Origin of the sequence: Streptomyces amritsarensis (assembly GCF_001953875.1) — a bacterium.
GTDB classification, from domain to species: domain Bacteria; phylum Actinomycetota; class Actinomycetes; order Streptomycetales; family Streptomycetaceae; genus Streptomyces; species Streptomyces amritsarensis.
Window position 1 is genome coordinate 1 of the sequence record NZ_MQUR01000083.1, and the last position, 17699, is coordinate 17699.

18 protein-coding genes are annotated in these 17699 nt (G+C 71.6%); 2 read left to right on the forward strand and 16 right to left on the reverse strand.

Going from position 1 to position 17699, the window contains the following annotated elements; translation table 11 throughout:
* Positions 1–122: 122 nt before the first annotated feature.
* From nusB to AVW11_RS27680, 15 genes are all read right to left on the reverse strand, one after another.
* On the reverse strand, positions 123–557 hold the full coding sequence (gene nusB / locus AVW11_RS27605; RefSeq protein WP_030965741.1) for a transcription antitermination factor NusB: 435 nt from the start codon (positions 555–557) through the stop codon (positions 123–125).
* 2 nt (positions 558–559) lie between these two features.
* Positions 560–1126 carry an elongation factor P gene (efp, locus tag AVW11_RS27610; protein ID WP_030026187.1) on the reverse strand — a complete coding sequence of 189 codons (567 nt, stop codon included), beginning with the start codon at positions 1124–1126 and terminating at the stop codon, positions 560–562.
* Positions 1127–1185: 59 nt separating this feature from the next.
* Positions 1186–2292, reverse strand: a complete 1107-nt coding sequence (locus AVW11_RS27615) for an aminopeptidase P family protein (protein WP_060178503.1) — start codon at positions 2290–2292, stop codon at positions 1186–1188.
* Between the two features lie 97 nt (positions 2293–2389).
* Positions 2390–3160 (reverse strand): AAA family ATPase, encoded by a 771-nt coding sequence (locus AVW11_RS27620; protein ID WP_030841559.1) that lies wholly within the window; start codon positions 3158–3160, stop codon positions 2390–2392.
* A gap of 94 nt (positions 3161–3254) precedes the next feature.
* Positions 3255–3695, reverse strand: coding sequence for a type II 3-dehydroquinate dehydratase (gene aroQ / locus AVW11_RS27625; RefSeq protein ID WP_030841562.1), 441 nt, complete (start codon positions 3693–3695; stop codon positions 3255–3257).
* A complete protein-coding gene (aroB, locus tag AVW11_RS27630) occupies positions 3692–4783 on the reverse strand; it encodes a 3-dehydroquinate synthase (RefSeq protein WP_030841566.1) in 1092 nt (363 codons plus the stop codon). Before aroB ends, aroQ begins: the two co-directional genes overlap by 4 nt.
* On the reverse strand, positions 4780–5298 hold the full coding sequence (locus AVW11_RS27635) for a shikimate kinase (protein WP_030841569.1): 519 nt from the start codon (positions 5296–5298) through the stop codon (positions 4780–4782). Before AVW11_RS27635 ends, aroB begins: the two co-directional genes overlap by 4 nt.
* Positions 5295–6479, reverse strand: coding sequence for a chorismate synthase (aroC, locus tag AVW11_RS27640; RefSeq protein ID WP_030841572.1), 1185 nt, complete (start codon positions 6477–6479; stop codon positions 5295–5297). The genes AVW11_RS27635 and aroC overlap by 4 nt, the downstream gene beginning before the upstream one ends.
* A 131-nt stretch (positions 6480–6610) precedes the next feature.
* The gene (locus AVW11_RS27645) at positions 6611–6802 is read right to left on the reverse strand and encodes a hypothetical protein (protein ID WP_030841575.1); all 192 of its coding nucleotides are present in this window, start codon (positions 6800–6802) and stop codon (positions 6611–6613) included.
* A 113-nt stretch (positions 6803–6915) separates the two neighbouring features.
* A complete protein-coding gene (locus AVW11_RS27650) occupies positions 6916–7743 on the reverse strand; it encodes a shikimate dehydrogenase (protein ID WP_060178504.1) in 828 nt (275 codons plus the stop codon).
* A gap of 6 nt (positions 7744–7749) precedes the next feature.
* Complete coding sequence (gene mltG, locus AVW11_RS27655) at positions 7750–9516, reverse strand: endolytic transglycosylase MltG (protein ID WP_060178505.1); 1767 nt, start codon at positions 9514–9516, stop codon at positions 7750–7752.
* Between the two features lie 129 nt (positions 9517–9645).
* On the reverse strand, positions 9646–10116 hold the full coding sequence (gene ruvX, locus AVW11_RS27665; protein WP_030656200.1) for a Holliday junction resolvase RuvX: 471 nt from the start codon (positions 10114–10116) through the stop codon (positions 9646–9648).
* Between the two features lie 2 nt (positions 10117–10118).
* Positions 10119–12788 carry an alanine--tRNA ligase gene (gene alaS, locus AVW11_RS27670; RefSeq protein ID WP_030841586.1) on the reverse strand — a complete coding sequence of 890 codons (2670 nt, stop codon included), beginning with the start codon at positions 12786–12788 and terminating at the stop codon, positions 10119–10121.
* Positions 12788–13132 carry a DUF6167 family protein gene (locus AVW11_RS27675; protein WP_030841589.1) on the reverse strand — a complete coding sequence of 115 codons (345 nt, stop codon included), beginning with the start codon at positions 13130–13132 and terminating at the stop codon, positions 12788–12790. Before AVW11_RS27675 ends, alaS begins: the two co-directional genes overlap by 1 nt.
* Positions 13133–13140: 8 nt before the next feature.
* Entirely contained in the window at positions 13141–13608 is a 468-nt protein-coding gene (locus AVW11_RS27680) for a DUF948 domain-containing protein (protein WP_030841592.1), read from the reverse strand.
* A 160-nt stretch (positions 13609–13768) separates the two neighbouring features.
* Here AVW11_RS27680 and AVW11_RS27685 point away from each other — a divergent pair, with 160 nt between their 5' ends.
* Positions 13769–15982: an ATP-binding protein gene (locus tag AVW11_RS27685; protein WP_240528280.1), complete on the forward strand. Its 2214-nt coding sequence runs from the start codon at positions 13769–13771 to the stop codon at positions 15980–15982.
* 120 nt (positions 15983–16102) lie between these two features.
* Here the strand turns inward: AVW11_RS27685 and rpsD are convergent, their stop codons facing one another.
* Entirely contained in the window at positions 16103–16714 is a 612-nt protein-coding gene (gene rpsD / locus AVW11_RS27690) for a 30S ribosomal protein S4 (protein WP_030026606.1), read from the reverse strand.
* A 286-nt stretch (positions 16715–17000) separates the two neighbouring features.
* On the opposite strand from rpsD, the gene AVW11_RS27695 reads away from it, so the two are divergent.
* Positions 17001–17681: a DUF2470 domain-containing protein gene (locus tag AVW11_RS27695; protein WP_079070589.1), complete on the forward strand. Its 681-nt coding sequence runs from the start codon at positions 17001–17003 to the stop codon at positions 17679–17681.
* Positions 17682–17699 lie beyond the last annotated feature (18 nt).

Consider the following 17699-nt stretch of genomic DNA (forward strand, 5'->3'; position numbering starts at 1 on the left):
GGCCGGACCCCTGCGGGGGTCCGGCCGCCACCGTCTTTCCACCACCGACGGAAGGGCCCGCAGCGTGCGCGCTGCGGGCCCTTCCGTCGGTGGTGCCGGTGCTGCTGTGGGGCGGCGTGCGGTCAGCTCTCGCTGCGCCGCAGGCTCGGCTTCAGGTCCTTGAAACGGGCCAGCAGCCCGTTCACGAACGAGGGGGACTCGTCCGTCGAGAACTCCTTGGCCAGCTGGACGGCCTCGTCGATGGCCACGGCGTCCGGGGTGTCGTCCACCCAGATCAGCTCATAGGCACCGAGCCGCACGATGTTCCGGTCCGCGGCCGGCATGCGGTCGAGGTCCCAGTCCACGGCGTAGGTGACGATCAGGTCGTCGATCCGGTTCACCTTGTCGGCGTAACCCTCGACGAGATCCATCGTGAAGGCGCTGACCGGCGGCTGCCGGTCGTCCGAGCGCGCGTGGCGGATCCAGTCCGCGAGGACCTCGCGGACGGACACCCCGCGCTGGTCGGCCTCGAAGAGGATCTGGAAGGCGCGCTTGCGCGCGTTGCTCCGGGCAGCCACGGTTAGCTGTTCACCCGGCCGAGGTAGTCGCTGGTGCGGGTGTCGACCTTGACCTTCTCACCCGTGTTGACGAAGAGCGGGACCTGGATCTCGTGGCCGGTCTCCAGCTTCGCCGGCTTGGTGCCGCCGGTGGAGCGGTCGCCCTGGACGCCCGGGTCGGTGTGCTCGATGGTCAGCTCGACCGCGGCCGGGAGCTCGACGTAGAGCACCGAGCCCTCGTGCTGCGCGACGGAGGCGGTGAAGCCCTCGATGAGGAAGTTGGCGGCGTCGCCGACGGCCTTGGGGTCGACCATCAGCTGGTCGTAGGTCTGCATGTCCATGAAGACGAAGTACTCGCCGTCCATGTACGAGAACTGCATGTCACGGCGGTCGATGGTGGCGGTCTCGACCTTCGTGCCGGCGTTGAAGGTCTTGTCGACGACCTTGCCGGAAAGCACGTGCTTGAGCTTGGTGCGCACGAAGGCCGGGCCCTTGCCGGGCTTGACGTGCTGGAACTCGACGACGGACCAGAGCTGGTCACCGTCGAGCTTGAGCACCATGCCGTTCTTGAGGTCGTTCGTGGAAGCCACGGTTGCGGAATCTCCTGCACTGGAAGACCACGGGTGCGCGCACCACCCGGCAGTGCGGGCTAGAGCGCGAGCAGCTCCTTGGTCGTAATGGTGAGTAGCTCGGGACCGCCGTCCGCCTCGGGGCGTACGACGAGCGTGTCATCGATCCGGACACCTCCCCGGCCGGGGAGGTGAACCCCCGGTTCGACGGTGACCGGCACGCAAGCGTCCAGTTTACCCATGGCCGTAGGTGCAAGCTGCGGGTCCTCGTCGATTTCGAGGCCGACGCCGTGTCCCGTCCATGGAGCAAGGGCCTCCGCGTGGCCAGCGCTGTCCAGTACGGACCGGGCCGCGTGGTCCACCTCCCGGTAGGCGGCACCCGGCAGGAGTGCCTCGCGGCCGGCCCGCTGGGCGGTGAAGACGCAGTCGTAGAGCTCGATCTGCCAGTCGGCGGGGGTGGTGCCGATGACGAAGGTCCGGCCGATCTCGCACCGGTAGCCGCGGTAGTTGGCGCCGAGGCAGACCGAGAGGAAGTCCCCCTCCTCCACCCTGCGGTCGGAGGGCCGGTGCCGGGAGCGACCGGAGTGCGGGCCGGTGCCGACGGAGGTCGGGAAGGCGGGGCCGTCCGCCCCGTGGTCGACCAGGCGCCGCTCCAGCTCCAGGGCGAGGTGGCGTTCGGTGCGTCCGACGAGGATGGACTCCAGCAGCTCGCCCAGCGCCTGGTCGGCGATCTCGGCGGCGATCCTCAGGCAGGCGATCTCCCCCTCGTCCTTGACGAGGCGCTGCTGTTCCACGGCCGTACCGAGGTCGGCGAGGCGCAGCTTGGGCGCGACGGAGCGCAGGGCCCGGTGCCGGGCGACGGTGAGGTGGTGCTCCTCCACCGCGAGCGAGTCGGCGCGGACGGAGGAGGCGGCGTCGGCCGCCGCGACGGCGGGGTCCCCGCCGCGGGCGGCCAGCACGGTGACCCGGAGGTGTTCGTCGAGGCGGCCCTCGTCGACCTCCCCGGTGGGTGCGGCGACGCAGAACATCGCGTCCTCGGTCGGGCCGACGAGGAGTACGGCGCCGAGCGGTGACGCCCCGGAGAGGTAGCGGACGTTCGCCGGACGCGTGATCAGCGCTGCGGCGTTCCCCGCGGCGGCGCATCGGTCGCGAAGCAGGCCCCGACGGGCGGCGTACACGTCTGACATGTCTTCGAGCGTACGAGCGCGCCGCGGATCCGGCCCGGCGAGCGCGTCCGGACGGGGCGCGCCGCGGCACCGGCGGACCGGGCTCCGCCAGCGGCGGTCACCAGCCGCCGGGCGCCGGCATGGCCCTGGCCAGGGCCTCGTCGAGGGCGCGGGCGGTGCCCTCGACGTCGAGGTGGGAGTTGTCGATGATCGGCAGGCCGGAGCCGTACCAGCCGGCCATCCGGCCGTGGATGCGGGCGACCTCCTCGTCGGAGAGCCGGCGGTTGCCGGAGCGTTCGGCGTTGCGCTCCAGGACGATCTCCAGGCCCGGCAGGAGCACGACCGGCAGCAGGGCCGGGCCCACGTGCCGCTTCCAGCCGCCCAGGCCCACCACGGGCCGGTCGGGGAAGACGGCGTCGTCGAGGATGCAGGAGATGCCGTTGGCCAGGTAGTTGCGGGCCGCGAAGCCGCAGGTGCGGCGGGCGAGCCGGTACTGCGCCTCGGAGTGCTCGTTCCAGCCGGCCTGGGGGTCGGCGAAGCCGGAGCAGACCCATTCGCGCACGTCGTCCAGGCTGACGTGGGCGGTCGGCACGGGCCGGGTGCTGGCCCAGTGCCGGGCCACGGTGGTCTTCCCGGCACCGGCCGGCCCGATCAGCAGTACGGCGAGCACGGCGCCGCCGGTTCCCGCCACCGCGGGCGGCAGCGGGATGTGCCCGGTGGCCTCCGGGACGGGCGCCACCTGGGGCGGGGCCTGGTGCCGGGGCGGCGGTGGGGACTGGGGCGGGGGCGGACCCGGCCAGCCCTGTGCCGGGGGTATAGGCGGCTGCGGGGGCGCCGAGGGACGCTGTCCCGGCTGCCCCCAGGCCCCGCCACCCACTCCTTGGTGCATCCGCTGCCACTTTCGTCTCGTTCCTGCGACTGATGCGAGAACGTTATATGACCGCGGAGGCCCGGCCGTCCACCAGGCCGCCGGGCAGGGTGTGTCAGGTGTCGAGCTCGTCCGCCAGCGCGCGCAGCGCCAGCCGGTAGGACCCGATCCCGAAACCGGCCACGGTCCCGGTCGCCACGGCCGCGATGACCGAGGTGTGCCGGAACTCCTCGCGGGCGTACGGGTTCGAGATGTGCACCTCGATCAGCGGCGCCGTGCGCTGGGCGGCCGCGTCCCGCATGCCGTACGAGTAATGGGTGAAGGCCCCCGGGTTGATGACCACGGGGAGTTTGCCGTCCGCCGCCTCGTGCAGCCAGCGGATCATCTCGCCCTCGTCGTTGGTCTCGCGGACCTCGACGTCGAAGCCGAGCTCCCCGCCCAGCGAGCGGCAGCTCTCCACCAGTCCGGCGTACGAGGTGGCCCCGTACACGTCGGGCTCGCGCGAGCCGAGCCGGCCCAGGTTCGGGCCGTTCAGCACGAGCACGCGGCGGCTCACGCCGACACCTCGCCGTAGGCGGCGATCAGGTGCGCCGGGTCGGGGCCCTCCAGGACGGTCGGCTTGGCCAGTCCGTCGAGGACGATGAAGCGCAGCAGGTTGCCGCGGGACTTCTTGTCGACCTGCATGGTCTGGAGCAGCTTGGGCCACTGGTCGCCGCGGTAGGTCAGCGGCAGTCCCACGGAGGCGAGGACCGCCTTGTGCCGGTCGGCGGTGGCGTCGTCGAGGCGGCCGGCGAGCCGGCCGAGTTCGGCGGCGAAGACCATGCCGACCGACACGGCCGCGCCGTGCCGCCACTTGTAGCGCTCGTTCTTCTCGATGGCGTGCGCGAGGGTGTGGCCGTAGTTGAGGATCTCCCGCAGCCCCGATTCCTTGAGGTCGCTGGAGACGACGTCGGCCTTGACCTGGATGGAGCGCACGATCAGCTCGGCGGTGTGTGGGCCTGCGGGCGTACGGGCCGCCTGCGGGTCCTCCTCGATCAGGTCGAGGATCACCGGATCGGAGATGAATCCGGCCTTGATGATCTCGGCGAGGCCGCTGACGTAGTCGTTGACCGGCAGCGATTCCAGCGCGGCCAGGTCGCAGAGCACTCCGGCCGGCGGGTGGAAGGCGCCGACGAGGTTCTTGCCCTCGGCGGTGTTGATGCCGGTCTTGCCGCCGACGGCTGCGTCCACCATCGCCAGGACGGTGGTCGGTACGGCGACCCAGCGCACGCCGCGCAGCCAGCTGGCCGCGACGAAGCCCGCGAGGTCGGTGGTGGCTCCGCCGCCGACGCCGACGATGACGTCGGTGCGGGTGAAGCCGGACTGGCCGAGTGCCTTCCAGCAGTACGCGGCGACCTCGATCGTCTTGGCCTCTTCGGCGTTCGGCACCTGGATGGCGATCGCCTCGTAGCCCTGGTCGGCGAGGTCGTCGCGCAGGGCCTCACCGGTCGAGGCGAGGGCCTCGGGGTGGATCACGGCGACCCGCTGGGCCTTCGTACCGATCAGGGAGCCGAGCTCGCCGAGCAGCTGCCGCCCGACCAGCACGTCGTACGCGTCGTGTCCGGCGCTGGCGCCGACCTGGATCCGCGTCACCTGGTCTGTCATACGTCCTTCAACTCCAGAGCGTCGAGGACCGCCTGGGCGACCTCTTCGGGGGTGCGGTCGTCGGTGGCCACGACGACGCGTGCGACTTCGGTGTAGAGGGGGCGCCTGGCCTCCATCAGCTCGCGCCACTGGCGGCGCGGGTTGACGGCGAGCAGCGGGCGCGCGGCGCCGAGGCCCACGCGCCGGACGGCTTCCTCGACGTCCATCGAGAGATAGGCGACGGGCAGGCCGGTCAGCAGCTCGCGGGTGCCCTCGTCGAGGACGGCGCCGCCGCCGAGGGCGAGGACCCCGGTGTGCTCGGAGACGGCGGCTGCCACGGCCTGCCGCTCCAGCTCGCGGAAGTACGGCTCGCCCTCGTCGACGAAGATGTCGGAGATCGGCCGGCCCTGGGCCGTGACGATGTCCGCGTCGGTGTCCCGGTAGGGGACGCCGAGCCGCTCGGCGAGCAGCGCCCCCACCGTGGACTTGCCGGACCCCATGGGTCCGACGAGGACGACGAGCGGTCCGCCCGTCACCGGATCTGCAGGTTGTCGAGGTAGGACCGGACGTTGCGGCGGGTCTCGGGGACCGAGTCGCCGCCGAACTTCTCGACGACGGCGTCGGCCAGCACGAGGGCGACCATCGCCTCGGCGACGATGCCGGCGGCGGGCACGGCGCACACGTCGGAGCGCTGGTGGTGGGCCACCGCGGCTTCACCGGTGGCCACGTCGACGGTGGCGAGGGCGCGCGGGACGGTCGCGATGGGCTTCATCGCGGCGCGGACGCGCAGCAGTTCGCCGGTGGTCAGGCCGCCTTCCGTGCCGCCGGAGCGGCCGGAGGTGCGCTTGATGCCCTCGGGGGTGGAGACGATCTCGTCGTGCGCCTTCGAGCCGGGCACGCGGGCGAGCTCGAAGCCGTCGCCGACCTCGACGCCCTTGATGGCCTGGATGCCCATGAGGGCGCCGGCGAGGCGGGCGTCGAGCCGGCGGTCCCAGTGGACGTGCGAGCCGAGGCCGACCGGGACGCCGTAGGCGAGGACCTCGACGACGCCGCCGAGGGTGTCGCCGTCCTTGTGGGCCTGGTCGATCTCCGCGACCATCGCCTTCGACGCGTCGGCGTCGAGGCAGCGCACCGGGTCGGCGTCGAGCTTGTCGACGTCGGCGGGGGTGGGGTAGACGCCGTAGGGCGCCTTGGCCGCGGCCAGCTCCACCACGTGGGAGACGATCTCGATGCCCGCGACCTCCTTGATGAAGGAGCGGGCGACGGCGCCGAGGGCGACGCGGGCGGCGGTCTCCCGGGCGCTGGCGCGCTCCAGGATCGGCCGGGCCTCGTCGAAGCCGTACTTCTGCATGCCCGCGAGGTCGGCGTGGCCGGGGCGCGGGCGGGTCAGCGGCGCGTTGCGGCCGGTGTCCTTGAGGAGCGCGGGGTCGACCGGGTCGGCCGACATGACGGTCTCCCACTTGGGCCACTCGGTGTTGCCGATCATGACCGCGACCGGGCCGCCCTGGGACAGTCCGTGCCGGACGCCGCCGAGGAAGGTGATCTCGTCCTGCTCGAACTTCATGCGGGCACCGCGGCCATAGCCCAGTCGGCGCCGGGCCAGGTGATCGGCCACCAGCTCGGTGGTGACCGGGACGCCGGCGGGAAGACCCTCCAGCGTCGCGACCAGTGCCGGTCCGTGCGACTCTCCCGCGGTCAGCCAACGCAACCTGCTCAACGATGCTCCTCATGCTCGCGCCTGGTACTGCGACGGCGCGATCGGGTGCGCGGCCCGGACCCGCCACCCGAATCCTCCCACGTCCGGCACGGTTTCACGGGCCCCGGTCCAGCTGTCGGACGCCCCGGTGGTCAGCCGACCCGGCTGCGGCGCCCGCGGAGCCAGGTGATCGCCGTCCACACGCCCACGGAACCTACGAGTCCGAGAATGCCGGCCTTGGCCCAGAGCGGCAGGTCCCCGAAGGCCACTCTGACCATGGCGAGCAGCGCCAGCGGGACATCCCACCTCGACGCGAGTGTCTGGTCCGTGCCGGTCCCGTCCATCCCAACCCCCTGTAAAAATGCAGGTGAACAGGGTAACGGGCGATATTGCCGACGAGTGGACAAGATTCCGCCAAGATCATTCCGGCGGTGGGGCCGGCCTCGCCGCCGGATCCTCAGTGGGCTCCCGAAAGGGCGGCGAGGCCCGCCCGCCGCATCACCGCGAGCGGCGCCGGGGAGCGGCCGGTCATCTGCTCGACCTGGAGGACCGCCTGGTGCACCAGCAGGTCCAGGCCGCCCAGGAGATTGCCCCCGCGCCGCGACCAGGCGGCTGCCAGGGCCGTGGGCCAGGGGTCGTAGAGGACGTCGAAGAGGGTGCCCGGGTCCTTGGGGACCGCCGCGGCCAGTTCGTCGGTGGCTCCGGCCGGGGTGGTCGCGATGACCAGGGGCGCCTCCAGCGCACCGGCGGCCTCCGACCAGTGCGCGGTGCGGACGGCCACGCCGAGCCGCTCGCCCCACCGGCGCATCTCGTCGGCGCGCGCCGACGAGCGGACGTACGCCGTGACCTCGCCGGAGCAGATCCGCGAGAGCGCCGCGAGCGCCGAGGAGGCGGTGGCTCCGGCCCCGAGGACGGCGGCCGAGGACACCTTCTCGACGCCGCGCTCGTGCAGCGCGGCGACGATCCCGGGGATGTCGGTGTTGTCGCCCAGGCGACGGCCGTCCTCGGTGAGGACGACCGTGTTGACCGCCTCGACGGAGGCAGCCGTGTCGCTGACGCCGTCCAGCAGCGGGATGACCGCTCGCTTGAGCGGCATCGTCAGCGACAGCCCGGCCCACTCGGGGCCGAGCCCGGAGACGAACCCGGGGAGCGCGGCCTCGTCGATCTCGAAGCGGTCGTAGGACCAGTCGTCGAGGCCGAGCTCCTGGTACGCGGCACGGTGCAGCACCGGTGAGAGCGAGTGCTCGATGGGCGAACCCAGCACCGCGGCCCGTATCCGTGTCATGTCCTGCTACCCGCCGTTCTTCTGCTTCTGCCGTTCCTGGAACTCGGCGACGAGCTTGAGGTGCTCGTCGTAGGTCTTGGTGAAGGTCGTCGTGTTGCCGTCGACCGACACGAAGAACATCCAGCCGCCGTGGTCCGGGTTGAGCGTAGCGGTAAGCGCGTCCATGCCCGGGTTCCCGATCGGGCCGACCGGCAGGCCCTTGATGAAGTGGGTGTTGTACGGGTTGTTGAACGCCTGGGCTTCCTTGAGGTTGAAGTTGATCTCGCTCTGGTTCTTGGCGTAGTTGTACGTCGAGTCGAACTCGATCTTCTGGTTCGTGACGTCGTTGGTCTTCTTCATGCGGTTGTAGACGACCTCGGACATCTTGCGGAAGTCGTCGTGGTTCTTGCCCTCGGCGTTGACGAGGCTGGCGACCGTGACGACCTGGAGCGGGTTCTCCAGCCCCAGCTCCTTGGCCTTGGCCTCGATGCCGAGTTCCAGGTACTTGTCGGAGGCGTTCTTGACCATCTGCCTGAGCAGGGACTCGGGCGTGCTGTCCTTGCTGAGGTCGTAGCGCGTCGGGAACAGGAAGCCCTCGAGCGGGTCCATGAGCTTGGGGTTGTTGCCCGCCCAGGTCGGCAGCCCCAGGTTCTTGGCCTCGCGCAGGGCGATCTCCTTGGTGGTGCCCTCCGGCTTGCCCAGCTTCTTGTCGATCGCCTCGTACACCTTGGTGTTGCGCATGCCCTCGGTGACGGTGATCACGTTGAGCTTGGTGGGGTCGATCATCAGCGCGACGGCGGCCGCACCCGACATCTTCTTGTTCATCGGGTAGACACCGGGCTGGATGGACTTGCCCTTGGGGTTGGCGTTCGCCGCGTCGACGAACGCCTGGGCGCTGGCGACGACGCCTGCCTCCTTGAGGATGCGGCCCATCTGGCCCAGTCCCGCGCCCTTGGGGATCTCCACGTCGACCACTTCGCCGGCGCCCTCGCCGGCGAAGTCCTCGGCGGGGGCGAACCGCTCCTTGAGGTAGCTGTAGCCGTAGTAGCCGCCGCCGCCGACCACGCCGAGGATGACCACGGCCGCGATCAGGCAGGCCATGCCGCTGCGCTGCTTGGGCTTGCCGCCCTTCGAGCGGCCGCCGCGGCGGCCCGAGGGCTCGTCGCCGTCACCGTCGTCGTCGCCGTCGCGGCCGGAGGCGCCGCCGACCGGGAGGTCCTCCTCGGGCTCCTCCTGCTCGACCGGTTCCGGCTCCAGGTGGCGCCGGCCGGGGGGCTGCGGGGGCGGGAAGGCCTCGTCCGTGCCGTAGAGGTCCGGGGTCTCCCCCGGGTAGCCGACCGAGGGCTGCTGGGCGTAGTTCGCTCCGGCGTACGGGTCGGTCTGCACCGCGGCCGTGTACTGGCCCTGGCCGGTGTCCCAGCCCTGGCTGTCGTACACCGGCTGCTGGGGCCCGCCCTGCGGCTGCGCGTACTGCTGCTGCTGGTACTGCTGCTGGGCCGGCTGCGGGGCGTACCCCTGCTGCTGCGGCTGCTGCGGCTGCTGGGCGTACTGCTGCTGCGCGTACTGCTGCTGCGGGTATTCGGGGTACTGCTGGTACTCCTGGTAATCCTGGTACTGCGGCTGCTGGGGATGCTGCTGCTGGTACTGGGGCTCCTGCTGGTACTCCTGCTGCGGCGCACCGGCGTACGGCACCTGGCCCTGCTGGGTCTGGTGCCCGGTCCACCCCTGGTCCCCGTACAGGGGGTCCTCAGGGTGCCAGGGTTCGGGGCCACGGCCCCGGCCATACTCAGTCATCGGTCCCCTAGAGCCGCGAGACGCGGGGCCGAGGACTCCGTCGTCCATGGCACCCGGTTCCGCCTCTTTGACGGTGGGCGACGGCTGTTCGAATGCCGTCTCATCGCGCGGAACGTTACCGTATCGCGATCAGACAACCACTTCGACGCACTCGCCAGGCGGATTACCCGATACCCGTTCGGTCTCAAGAGCGTTCTGAAGGATCACCACAGCGGCGGCCTGGTCGATGACCGACCTGCCCTTCTTGGCGTTCCTGCCGGAGGCCCTCAGCCCTTGGGCGGCGGTGACCGTGGTCATCCGCTCGTCCACCAGACGGACCGTCACCGGTTTGATGCCCTTGGCGAGTTCGCCGGCGAAGGCGCGCACCTTGGCCGCGGCCGGCCCCTCCCGCCCGCTGAGCGAGCGGGGGAGGCCGACCACGACTTCGAGGGGCTCGTACTCCTCGACGAGCTGCCGCAGCCGCCGGTGGGCGAAGGGGATGTCCCGGCCCGGAACGGTTTCCACCGGTGTGGCCAACACCCCATCGGGGTCGCAGGACGCGACCCCGATCCGGGCGTCCCCGACGTCGATGGCCAGTCGGCGGCCGCGGCGCAGAGTCATCGTCAGACCGTCTCGACGACGAGGCGCTCGACGGCGCTGATGGCCTCCGGGACTGCGGCCGGGTTCTGGCCGCCGCCCTGGGCGACGTCCGGCTTGCCGCCACCGCCGCCGCCGAGGGTCTTGGCGGCCGTGCGGACCAGGTCGCCGGCCTTGAGACCGCGCTCGCGGGCGGCATCGTTGGTGGCGATCACGGTCAGCGGGCGGTCGTTCGCCACGGTGAAGAGGGCCACGACGGCCGGACGGTCGCCGGGGATGCGGCCGCGGACGTCGAGGACCAGCTTGCGCAGGTCGTCGGCGCCGATGCCGTCCGCCACCTGGCCGACGACGAGGGCGACACCCTTGATGTCCTGGGCGTTCCGGGCGAGCCCGGCGGCGGCCTGGAGGACCTTCTCCGCGCGGAACTTCTCGATCTCCTTCTCGGCGTCCTTCAGCTTGCCGAGCATGGCGGCGATCTTCTCCGGCAGTTCCTCCGGACGGCCCTTGACCAGCTCCTGGAGCTGGGCGACGACCGTGTGCTCCTTCGCGAGGAAGTTGTACGCGTCGACGCCGACGAGGGCCTCCACACGGCGCACGCCGGACCCGATGGAGGACTCGCCGAGCAGCTTCACCAGGCCCAGCTGGGCGGTGTTGCCGACGTGCGTGCCGCCGCACAGCTCCTTGGAGAAGTCGCCGATGGTCACGACGCGGACCCGCTCGCCGTACTTCTCGCCGAACTCGGCGATGGCACCCTGCTTCTTCGCCTCGTCGATGCTCATGATCTCGGCGGTCACTTCGAGCTCGCGCGAGAGCACGTCGTTGATCTTCTGCTCGACGTCGGTGAGGACCGAGCCGGGGACGGCGTTCGGGGAGCCGAAGTCGAAGCGGAAGCGGCCGGGGCTGTTCTCCGAACCGGCCTGGGCGGCGGTCGGTCCGAGCGCGTCGCGCAGCGCCTGGTGGGTCAGGTGCGTGGCCGAGTGGGCGCGGGCGATGGCCCGGCGGCGCCTGACATCGATGGCGGCGTACGCGGAAGCGCCCACCGTCACCTCGCCGACCTGCACGGATCCCTTGTGCACGGAGACGCCCGGGACCGGCTGCTGGACGTCGCGGACCTCGATGACGGCGCCGGTGTCGAGCTTGATCCGGCCCTGGTCGGCGAGCTGGCCGCCGCCCTCGGCGTAGAAGGGGGTGCGGTCGAGGACGACCTCGACCTCGTCGCCCTCGGAGGCGGCGGGCGCGGAGACGCCGTTGACCAGCAGGCCGACGATGGTGGACTCGCCCTGCGTGGTGGCGTAGCCGGTGAACTCGGTGGCGCCGGAGCCGTCGGCGATCTCCCGGTAGGCGGACATGTCCGCGTGGCCGGTCTTCTTGGCCTTGGCGTCGGCCTTGGCGCGGTCGCGCTGCTCCTGCATCAGGCGGCGGAAGCCGGGCTCGTCCACGGAGAGGCCCTGCTCGGCGGCCATCTCCAGGGTGAGGTCGATCGGGAAGCCCCAGGTATCGTGGAGCAGGAACGCCTTGTCGCCGGACAGGACCGTGCCGCCGGCGGCCTTGGTCTCGCTCACGGCGGTGTCGAGGATGTTGGTGCCGCCCTTGATGGCCTTCAGGAAGGCGGCCTCTTCGGCGAGGGCGACGGTCTCGATGCGCTTGCGGTCGGTGATGAGCTCCGGGTACTGCTGGCCCATCGTCTCGATCACGACGTTGATCAGGTCCTGGACGACCGGACCGGTGGCGCCCATGAGGCGCATGTTGCGGATGGCGCGGCGCATGATGCGGCGCAGCACGTAGCCGCGGCCCTCGTTGCCGGGGGTGACGCCGTCACCGATGAGCATGGTCGAGGTGCGGATGTGGTCGGCGACCACGCGCAGCGAGACGTCCGTGTGCTGGGCGGCGCCGTACTGCACGCCGGTCAGCTGGGTGGCCTTGTCCATGACGACGCGCAGGGTGTCGGTCTCGTACATGTTCTGCACGCCCTGCAGGATCATCGCGAGGCGTTCGAGGCCGAGGCCGGTGTCGATGTTCTTCGACGGCAGCTCGCCGAGGATCGGGAAGTCCTCCTTCCCGTCGCCGGCGCCGCGCTCGTACTGCATGAAGACCAGGTTCCAGATCTCCACGTAGCGCTCGTCGTTGACGGCCGGGCCGCCCTCGACGCCGAACTCGGGGCCGCGGTCGTAGTTGATCTCGGAGCACGGGCCGCAGGGACCGGGGACGCCCATGGACCAGAAGTTGTCCTTCTTGCCCAGGCGCTGGATGCGCTCGGCCGGGACGCCGATCTTGTCGCGCCAGATCTGCTCGGCCTCGTCGTCGTCGAGGTAGACGGTGATCCAGAGCTTCTCCGGCTCCAGGCCGTAGCCGCCGTCCGCCACGGAGCTGGTGAGCAGCTCCCAGGCGTACTTGATGGCGCCTTCCTTGAAGTAGTCGCCGAAGGAGAAGTTGCCGCACATCTGGAAGAACGTGCCGTGGCGGGTGGTCTTGCCGACCTCTTCGATGTCCGGCGTGCGGACGCACTTCTGGACGCTGGTGAGCGTCGGGGCCGGCGGCTTGGTCTCACCCAGGAAGTAGGGCTTGAACGGCACCATGCCCGCGGGCACCAGCAGCAGAGTCGGGTCGTCCGCGATGAGCGACGCCGAAGGGACAACGGCGTGACCGCGCTCCTCGAAGAAGCTCAGCCAGCGGCGGCGGATTTCAGCCGACTCCATCAGTGGTCCTCATTCCGGTTGTACGAAAGCTTTGGTCGGTTGTCGATCTGGTGGTTCTCGATGGCCCGCAGCCGCCGCGGCCCGGGGAGGGCGGTGACGTTGTCGGGCCGGTCGGGGTCCTGGTGGAGCCCCAGTGCATCGTTCAGCTCGTCCTCGCGCTGCGTCATTCCCGCTCTGACGTCGAGGGCGAAGTCCTTGAGGCGGTGGCCCGCCTCCACGGCCTTGTCGGCGGCCTGGGCCGCGAGGCTCTCCGGCGTCAGCTTCTTCAGCTGGCGGTTGACCTTGGTGGTGGCCCACACGCCGGCGGCTGCGCCGGCGGTGAACCAGAAGGCTCGGCGGAACATCGGCGGTCTCAGTCCTTCTGCTTCCGGCGCCGGGCGGCCGGCACCGTTCGGCCAACGATCACAGTACGGCCACCGCCGTCACTTCGCGTACGGCGGGAGGCCTTGGGCGGCACGCCGCCCGATGTCCCGGCATCCCCCTTGCCCAGCGCCTTGCGGACGCCGTAGCCGAAGGCCGCGACCTTCACGAGGGGTCCGCCGAAGGCGGTGGCCACGGTGGAGGACAGGGCGGAGGCGTTCGAGGTGACCTCCTGGACGTCGCTCGCGATGGCGTCGACCCGGTCGAGCTGGGTGCGCGCGGAGCGGACGGTGCTGGAGGCGTCGGCCAGAAGGGGTACGGCCTGGTCGGTCACTTCGGACACCAGCTTGGTGGTCGCCCTGAGGACCTGCGCCAGCCGCACCAGGGCGACGGCGAGGAAGGAGATCAGGATGGCCCAGAAGACGGCCACGATGATCCCGGCCACCTCTACACCGGACACGTCACACCGCTCTCTGTCTCTACCCGAACCGCCGGCGCAGCGATTCCTACAAATGGTCCCCCGACCCTATCGCGCCGGGGATCCCCGGCCCTACCCGAATTCGGGGTCGGGGTCACTCGCCTTGGACGCAGCGCATCCGGAGCAGTACGCTCCGTGTCCCATGCGACAGAGACCCCTTCGACATGAGGCCCGGGGCAATCTTCCCTCGGAGCTGAGCGGGTTCATCGGGCGGGGTGGCGAACTCGCCGGGTTGGGGAGCCTGCTGGAGGTCTCGCGGCTGGTGACGGTGACCGGTGTGGGCGGGGTGGGCAAGTCCCGGCTGGTCCTCGCGGCGGCCCGGTCGGTCGCCGAGGGGGTGTCGGGGGCACCCGGAGCGCCGGGGGCACAGGGGGCCCGCATCACCCCGCGGGAGCGCTGCTTCGACGGTGTCTGGCTGGTCGAAGTGGCCTGCGTACGGGATCCGGCGCTGCTGGAGCTGACGCTCTCCGAGGCGCTCGGCCTCACCGACCACACCACGCGGCCGCCCCGGAGCGTCCTGACCGAGCACCTGGCCGACAAGCGGATGCTGCTGGTCCTGGACGGTTTCGAACAGCTGGTGGAGGAGACCGCCGCGCTGGTACGGGAGCTCCTGCTGCGCTCCCCCGGCCTGCGGGTGCTCGCTGCGGGCCGGCGCCCGCTGGGCGTGGACGGGGAGCGGACCTTCCCGCTGGCCCCGCCGGCCCCGCAGGAGGCGCTGGCGCTGCTGGAGGCCCGCGCGTGCGCCGCGGACCCGGCGTTCTCGGCGACCGGGGCCGACCGGGCGGCGCTCGTGGAGGTGTGCGCGCGCCTGGACGGGATCCCGCTCGCCCTGGAGCTGGCGGCGGCCCGGCTGCGGACGCTGTCCCCGGCGCAGGTGCTCTCCCGGCTGGACGACCGCTTCGGGCTGCTGACGGGCGGTGCGCGCGGGGGGCTCCCGCGGCACCGGGCGCTGCGTACGGCCATCGGCTGGAGCCATGAGCTGTGCACGCCGGCGGAGCGGCTGCTGTGGGCCCGGCTGTCGGTGTTCGCGGGGCACTTCGACCTGGACGCCGCCGAGTACGTGTGCGCCGGGCCCGACCTGCCCGTGGAGTGCGTGCTGGACCTGCTGGGCGAGCTCCTCGCCCAGTCCCTGCTGGTCCGGGAGGAGACGGCCGCCGGGGTGCGCTTCCGGATGCTGGAGACCGTACGGCTGTACGGGGCGGGCTGGCTGGAGTCCACGGGTGACGCGGTGCGGCTGCGGCGCCGGCACCGGGACTGGTACATGGGGCTGGCGACGTGGTGCGAGCTGGACTGGTTCGGCCCCCGCCAGCACGAGGTGGCGGCGCTGGTGGAGGCGGAGCTGCCCAACCTGCGGCTCGCCCTGGAGTGCTGCCTGGACGAGCCGGACGAGCTGCACCTGGGCCAGTACCTCGCGGGCACCCTGTGGTTCTACTGGGCGGGCTGCGGGCGGCTGACCGAGGGCCGGCACTGGCTGGACCGGACCCTGGACGCCCCGGCCGGGCCGCCGGCGGAGTACGAGAGCTCGCGGCTGAAGGCCCTGTGGGTGCTGGGTTACGTCGCGGTCCTCCAGGGCGACGCGACGGCCGCGATGTGCGCCCTGTACGAGTGCCGGGACGGGGCGGCGCGCAGCGGGAACCGGGTGGCGGCGGCGTACGCGGCGCACCGCCTGGGCTGCCTGGCGCTCGTCTCGGACGACATGGCACGGGCCCGGGAGCTGCTGGGCGGGGCGCTGGAGCAGTACCGGGCGGCCGGGGAGCTGAACAGCAACGTGCTGATGTGCCAGGTCGAGCTGGGGATGGCGCTGGCGTTCCTCGGGGACCTGCCGGGCGCGCTGGCGCTGTGCGGGGAGGTCCGGGAGATCTGCGAGGAGCGCGGGGAGCGCTGGACGAAGGCGTACGCCCTCTACGTGCTGGCCTACGCGGCCCTGGAGGCGGGCGGCGCGCAGGAGGCCCGGCGGCTGCTGACCGAGTGCGTGGAGATCAACCACACCTTCGACGACCTGGTCGGGCTGGTCCTCGCGCTGGAGCTGCTCGCGCTGGTCACGATCGCGCAGGGCGATCCGGCCGAGGCCGCGGTGCTGCAGGGCGCGGCGGAGCCGATGTGGGGCGGGGTGGGGCTCCAGCTGTTCGGCTCGGAGTACTTCAACGCGCCGCGGCTGATGTGTGCGCGGCGGGCGGTCGAGGCGCTGGGCGCCGAGCGCTACGCGGCGTACGCGGCCGAGGGGCGGGAGCTGTCCCGGGAGTCGCTGGTGGTGCGGGCGCTGCGCGGGGCGGCGCGGGCGGCGCGGCCGGCCGGCCGGGGCGGGGTGCCCGGCCCGCGGGTCTCGCGCAGCACGGCGCCGGCGGACCGGCCGTAGCGCGGTCGGCCCGCGTTCACCCGCGTTCGCCCGTCCGCACCCGGGAAGCGGAAAACCCGCCGCCCCATGGAGGGGACGGCGGGTTTCCACCAGCCTGTGAGGGCTACGCCTGCCGGAAGATCAGCGGGCGTAGTACTCGACGACGAGCTGCTCGTCGCAGATGACCGGGATTTCCTTGCGGTTCGGGTCGCGGTCCAGGCGGAAGGCCAGGGCCTTCAGGTTGACCTGCAGGTAGCGCGGGGTCTCGCCCTCGCCTGCGTAGCCACCCTCACGGGCGACCTGGAACGGAACCTTCTCGCGGCTGCGCTCGCGCACGGTGATGACGTCGTCCGGGCGGACACGGAACGACGGCTTGTCGACCTTGGCGCCGTTGACCTCGATGTGGCCGTGAACGACCATCTGGCGGGCCTGGTAGATCGTGCGGGCGATGCCCGAACGCAGGACCAGGGCGTCGAGACGACGCTCGAGCTCGACGACCAGCGCCTCGCCCGTCTTGCCCTCGGCCTTCTTGGCGCGGTCGTACGCGCGGGCCATCTGGCGCTCGGAGATGTCGTACTGAGCGCGCAGACGCTGCTTCTCCAGCAGACGGACCTTGTAGTCCGAGTTCTGCTTGCGGCCACGGCCGTGCTCGCCCGGCGGGTAGGGGCGGGCCTCGAAGTACTTGACGGCCTTCGGCGTCAGGGCGATGCCGAGGGCACGAGACTTCTTGACCTTGGGTCGCTTCTGGTTCACGGGGAACCTACCTCCATGTAAGTTAGGTGAGGCTTACCTTAGCGAGGAGGACGTAATGTCTCGACCACATGGGATCCCCCTGCCCAGTGCGCAACGCAGTTCGGATTCCAACGAAACAGAATCCGCTTGCGCCGACGATAAGCAAGGTCAGCCGCGTCCCAGGGAAGGCGTTCGGCAGCTCACCGGAGCCGAACGCGTACGAACCCTCGTAGAGTCCAACGCCTCAGTATCCCTCACCCTGATCGGTGCTCGTGACAGTCACGGGCCCGAGGAGTTCGGGACAGGGATGCCGGTCGCGCGGACCGTCACCCCGGACGGGGACGTGATTCTCCTTGTTTCCGGGGAATCCGCGGCTGCCAGGGCAGCCGCTCACGCCCAGGACGACGACCTCACCGCCGTGATCGAGATCACGGATGTGGCGCCGGTGTCCGTCCCACATCGTATCCGAGGCCGTGCGTGGCTGGCCGGGTGGCTGACGCCGGTGCGCGGGGACGACCGCGCCGTGTGCGCCGCGCTGCTCGCCGAGCGGCACCCGGTGGGCGAGCTGCTGGGCCTGGGCGAGTCCCTCGACGCGCCCTGCACGGGGCGCCCGGCCTGGATGATGCTGCGGCTGGAGGTCGGCGAGATCACGGTGGACGACCTGTGGGGCGCCGAGCAGGTGGACCCCGACGACCTGGCCGCCGCGGAGCCCGACCCGGTGTCGCCGCACGAGGCGGAACTGCTCCAGCACCTGCACTCCTCCCACGGCGACCGGCTCGGCGAGCTGTGCGGCCTGCTCGGCGACCGCGGGGAGCGGGGCATGACCGCCGTGCCGCTCGCCCTGGACCGCGTGGGCCTGCGGCTGCGCTGCACCGGCGGCGCCGCCGGCGGCTCCTTCGACGCCCGCTTCGACTTCCCCGAGCCGGTCGCGGACATCTGCGGCCTGCGCCGGGCGATGCGCACCCTCTTCTCGGCCGCCGCCCACTGAGGTCGCCGCCGGCCGGCA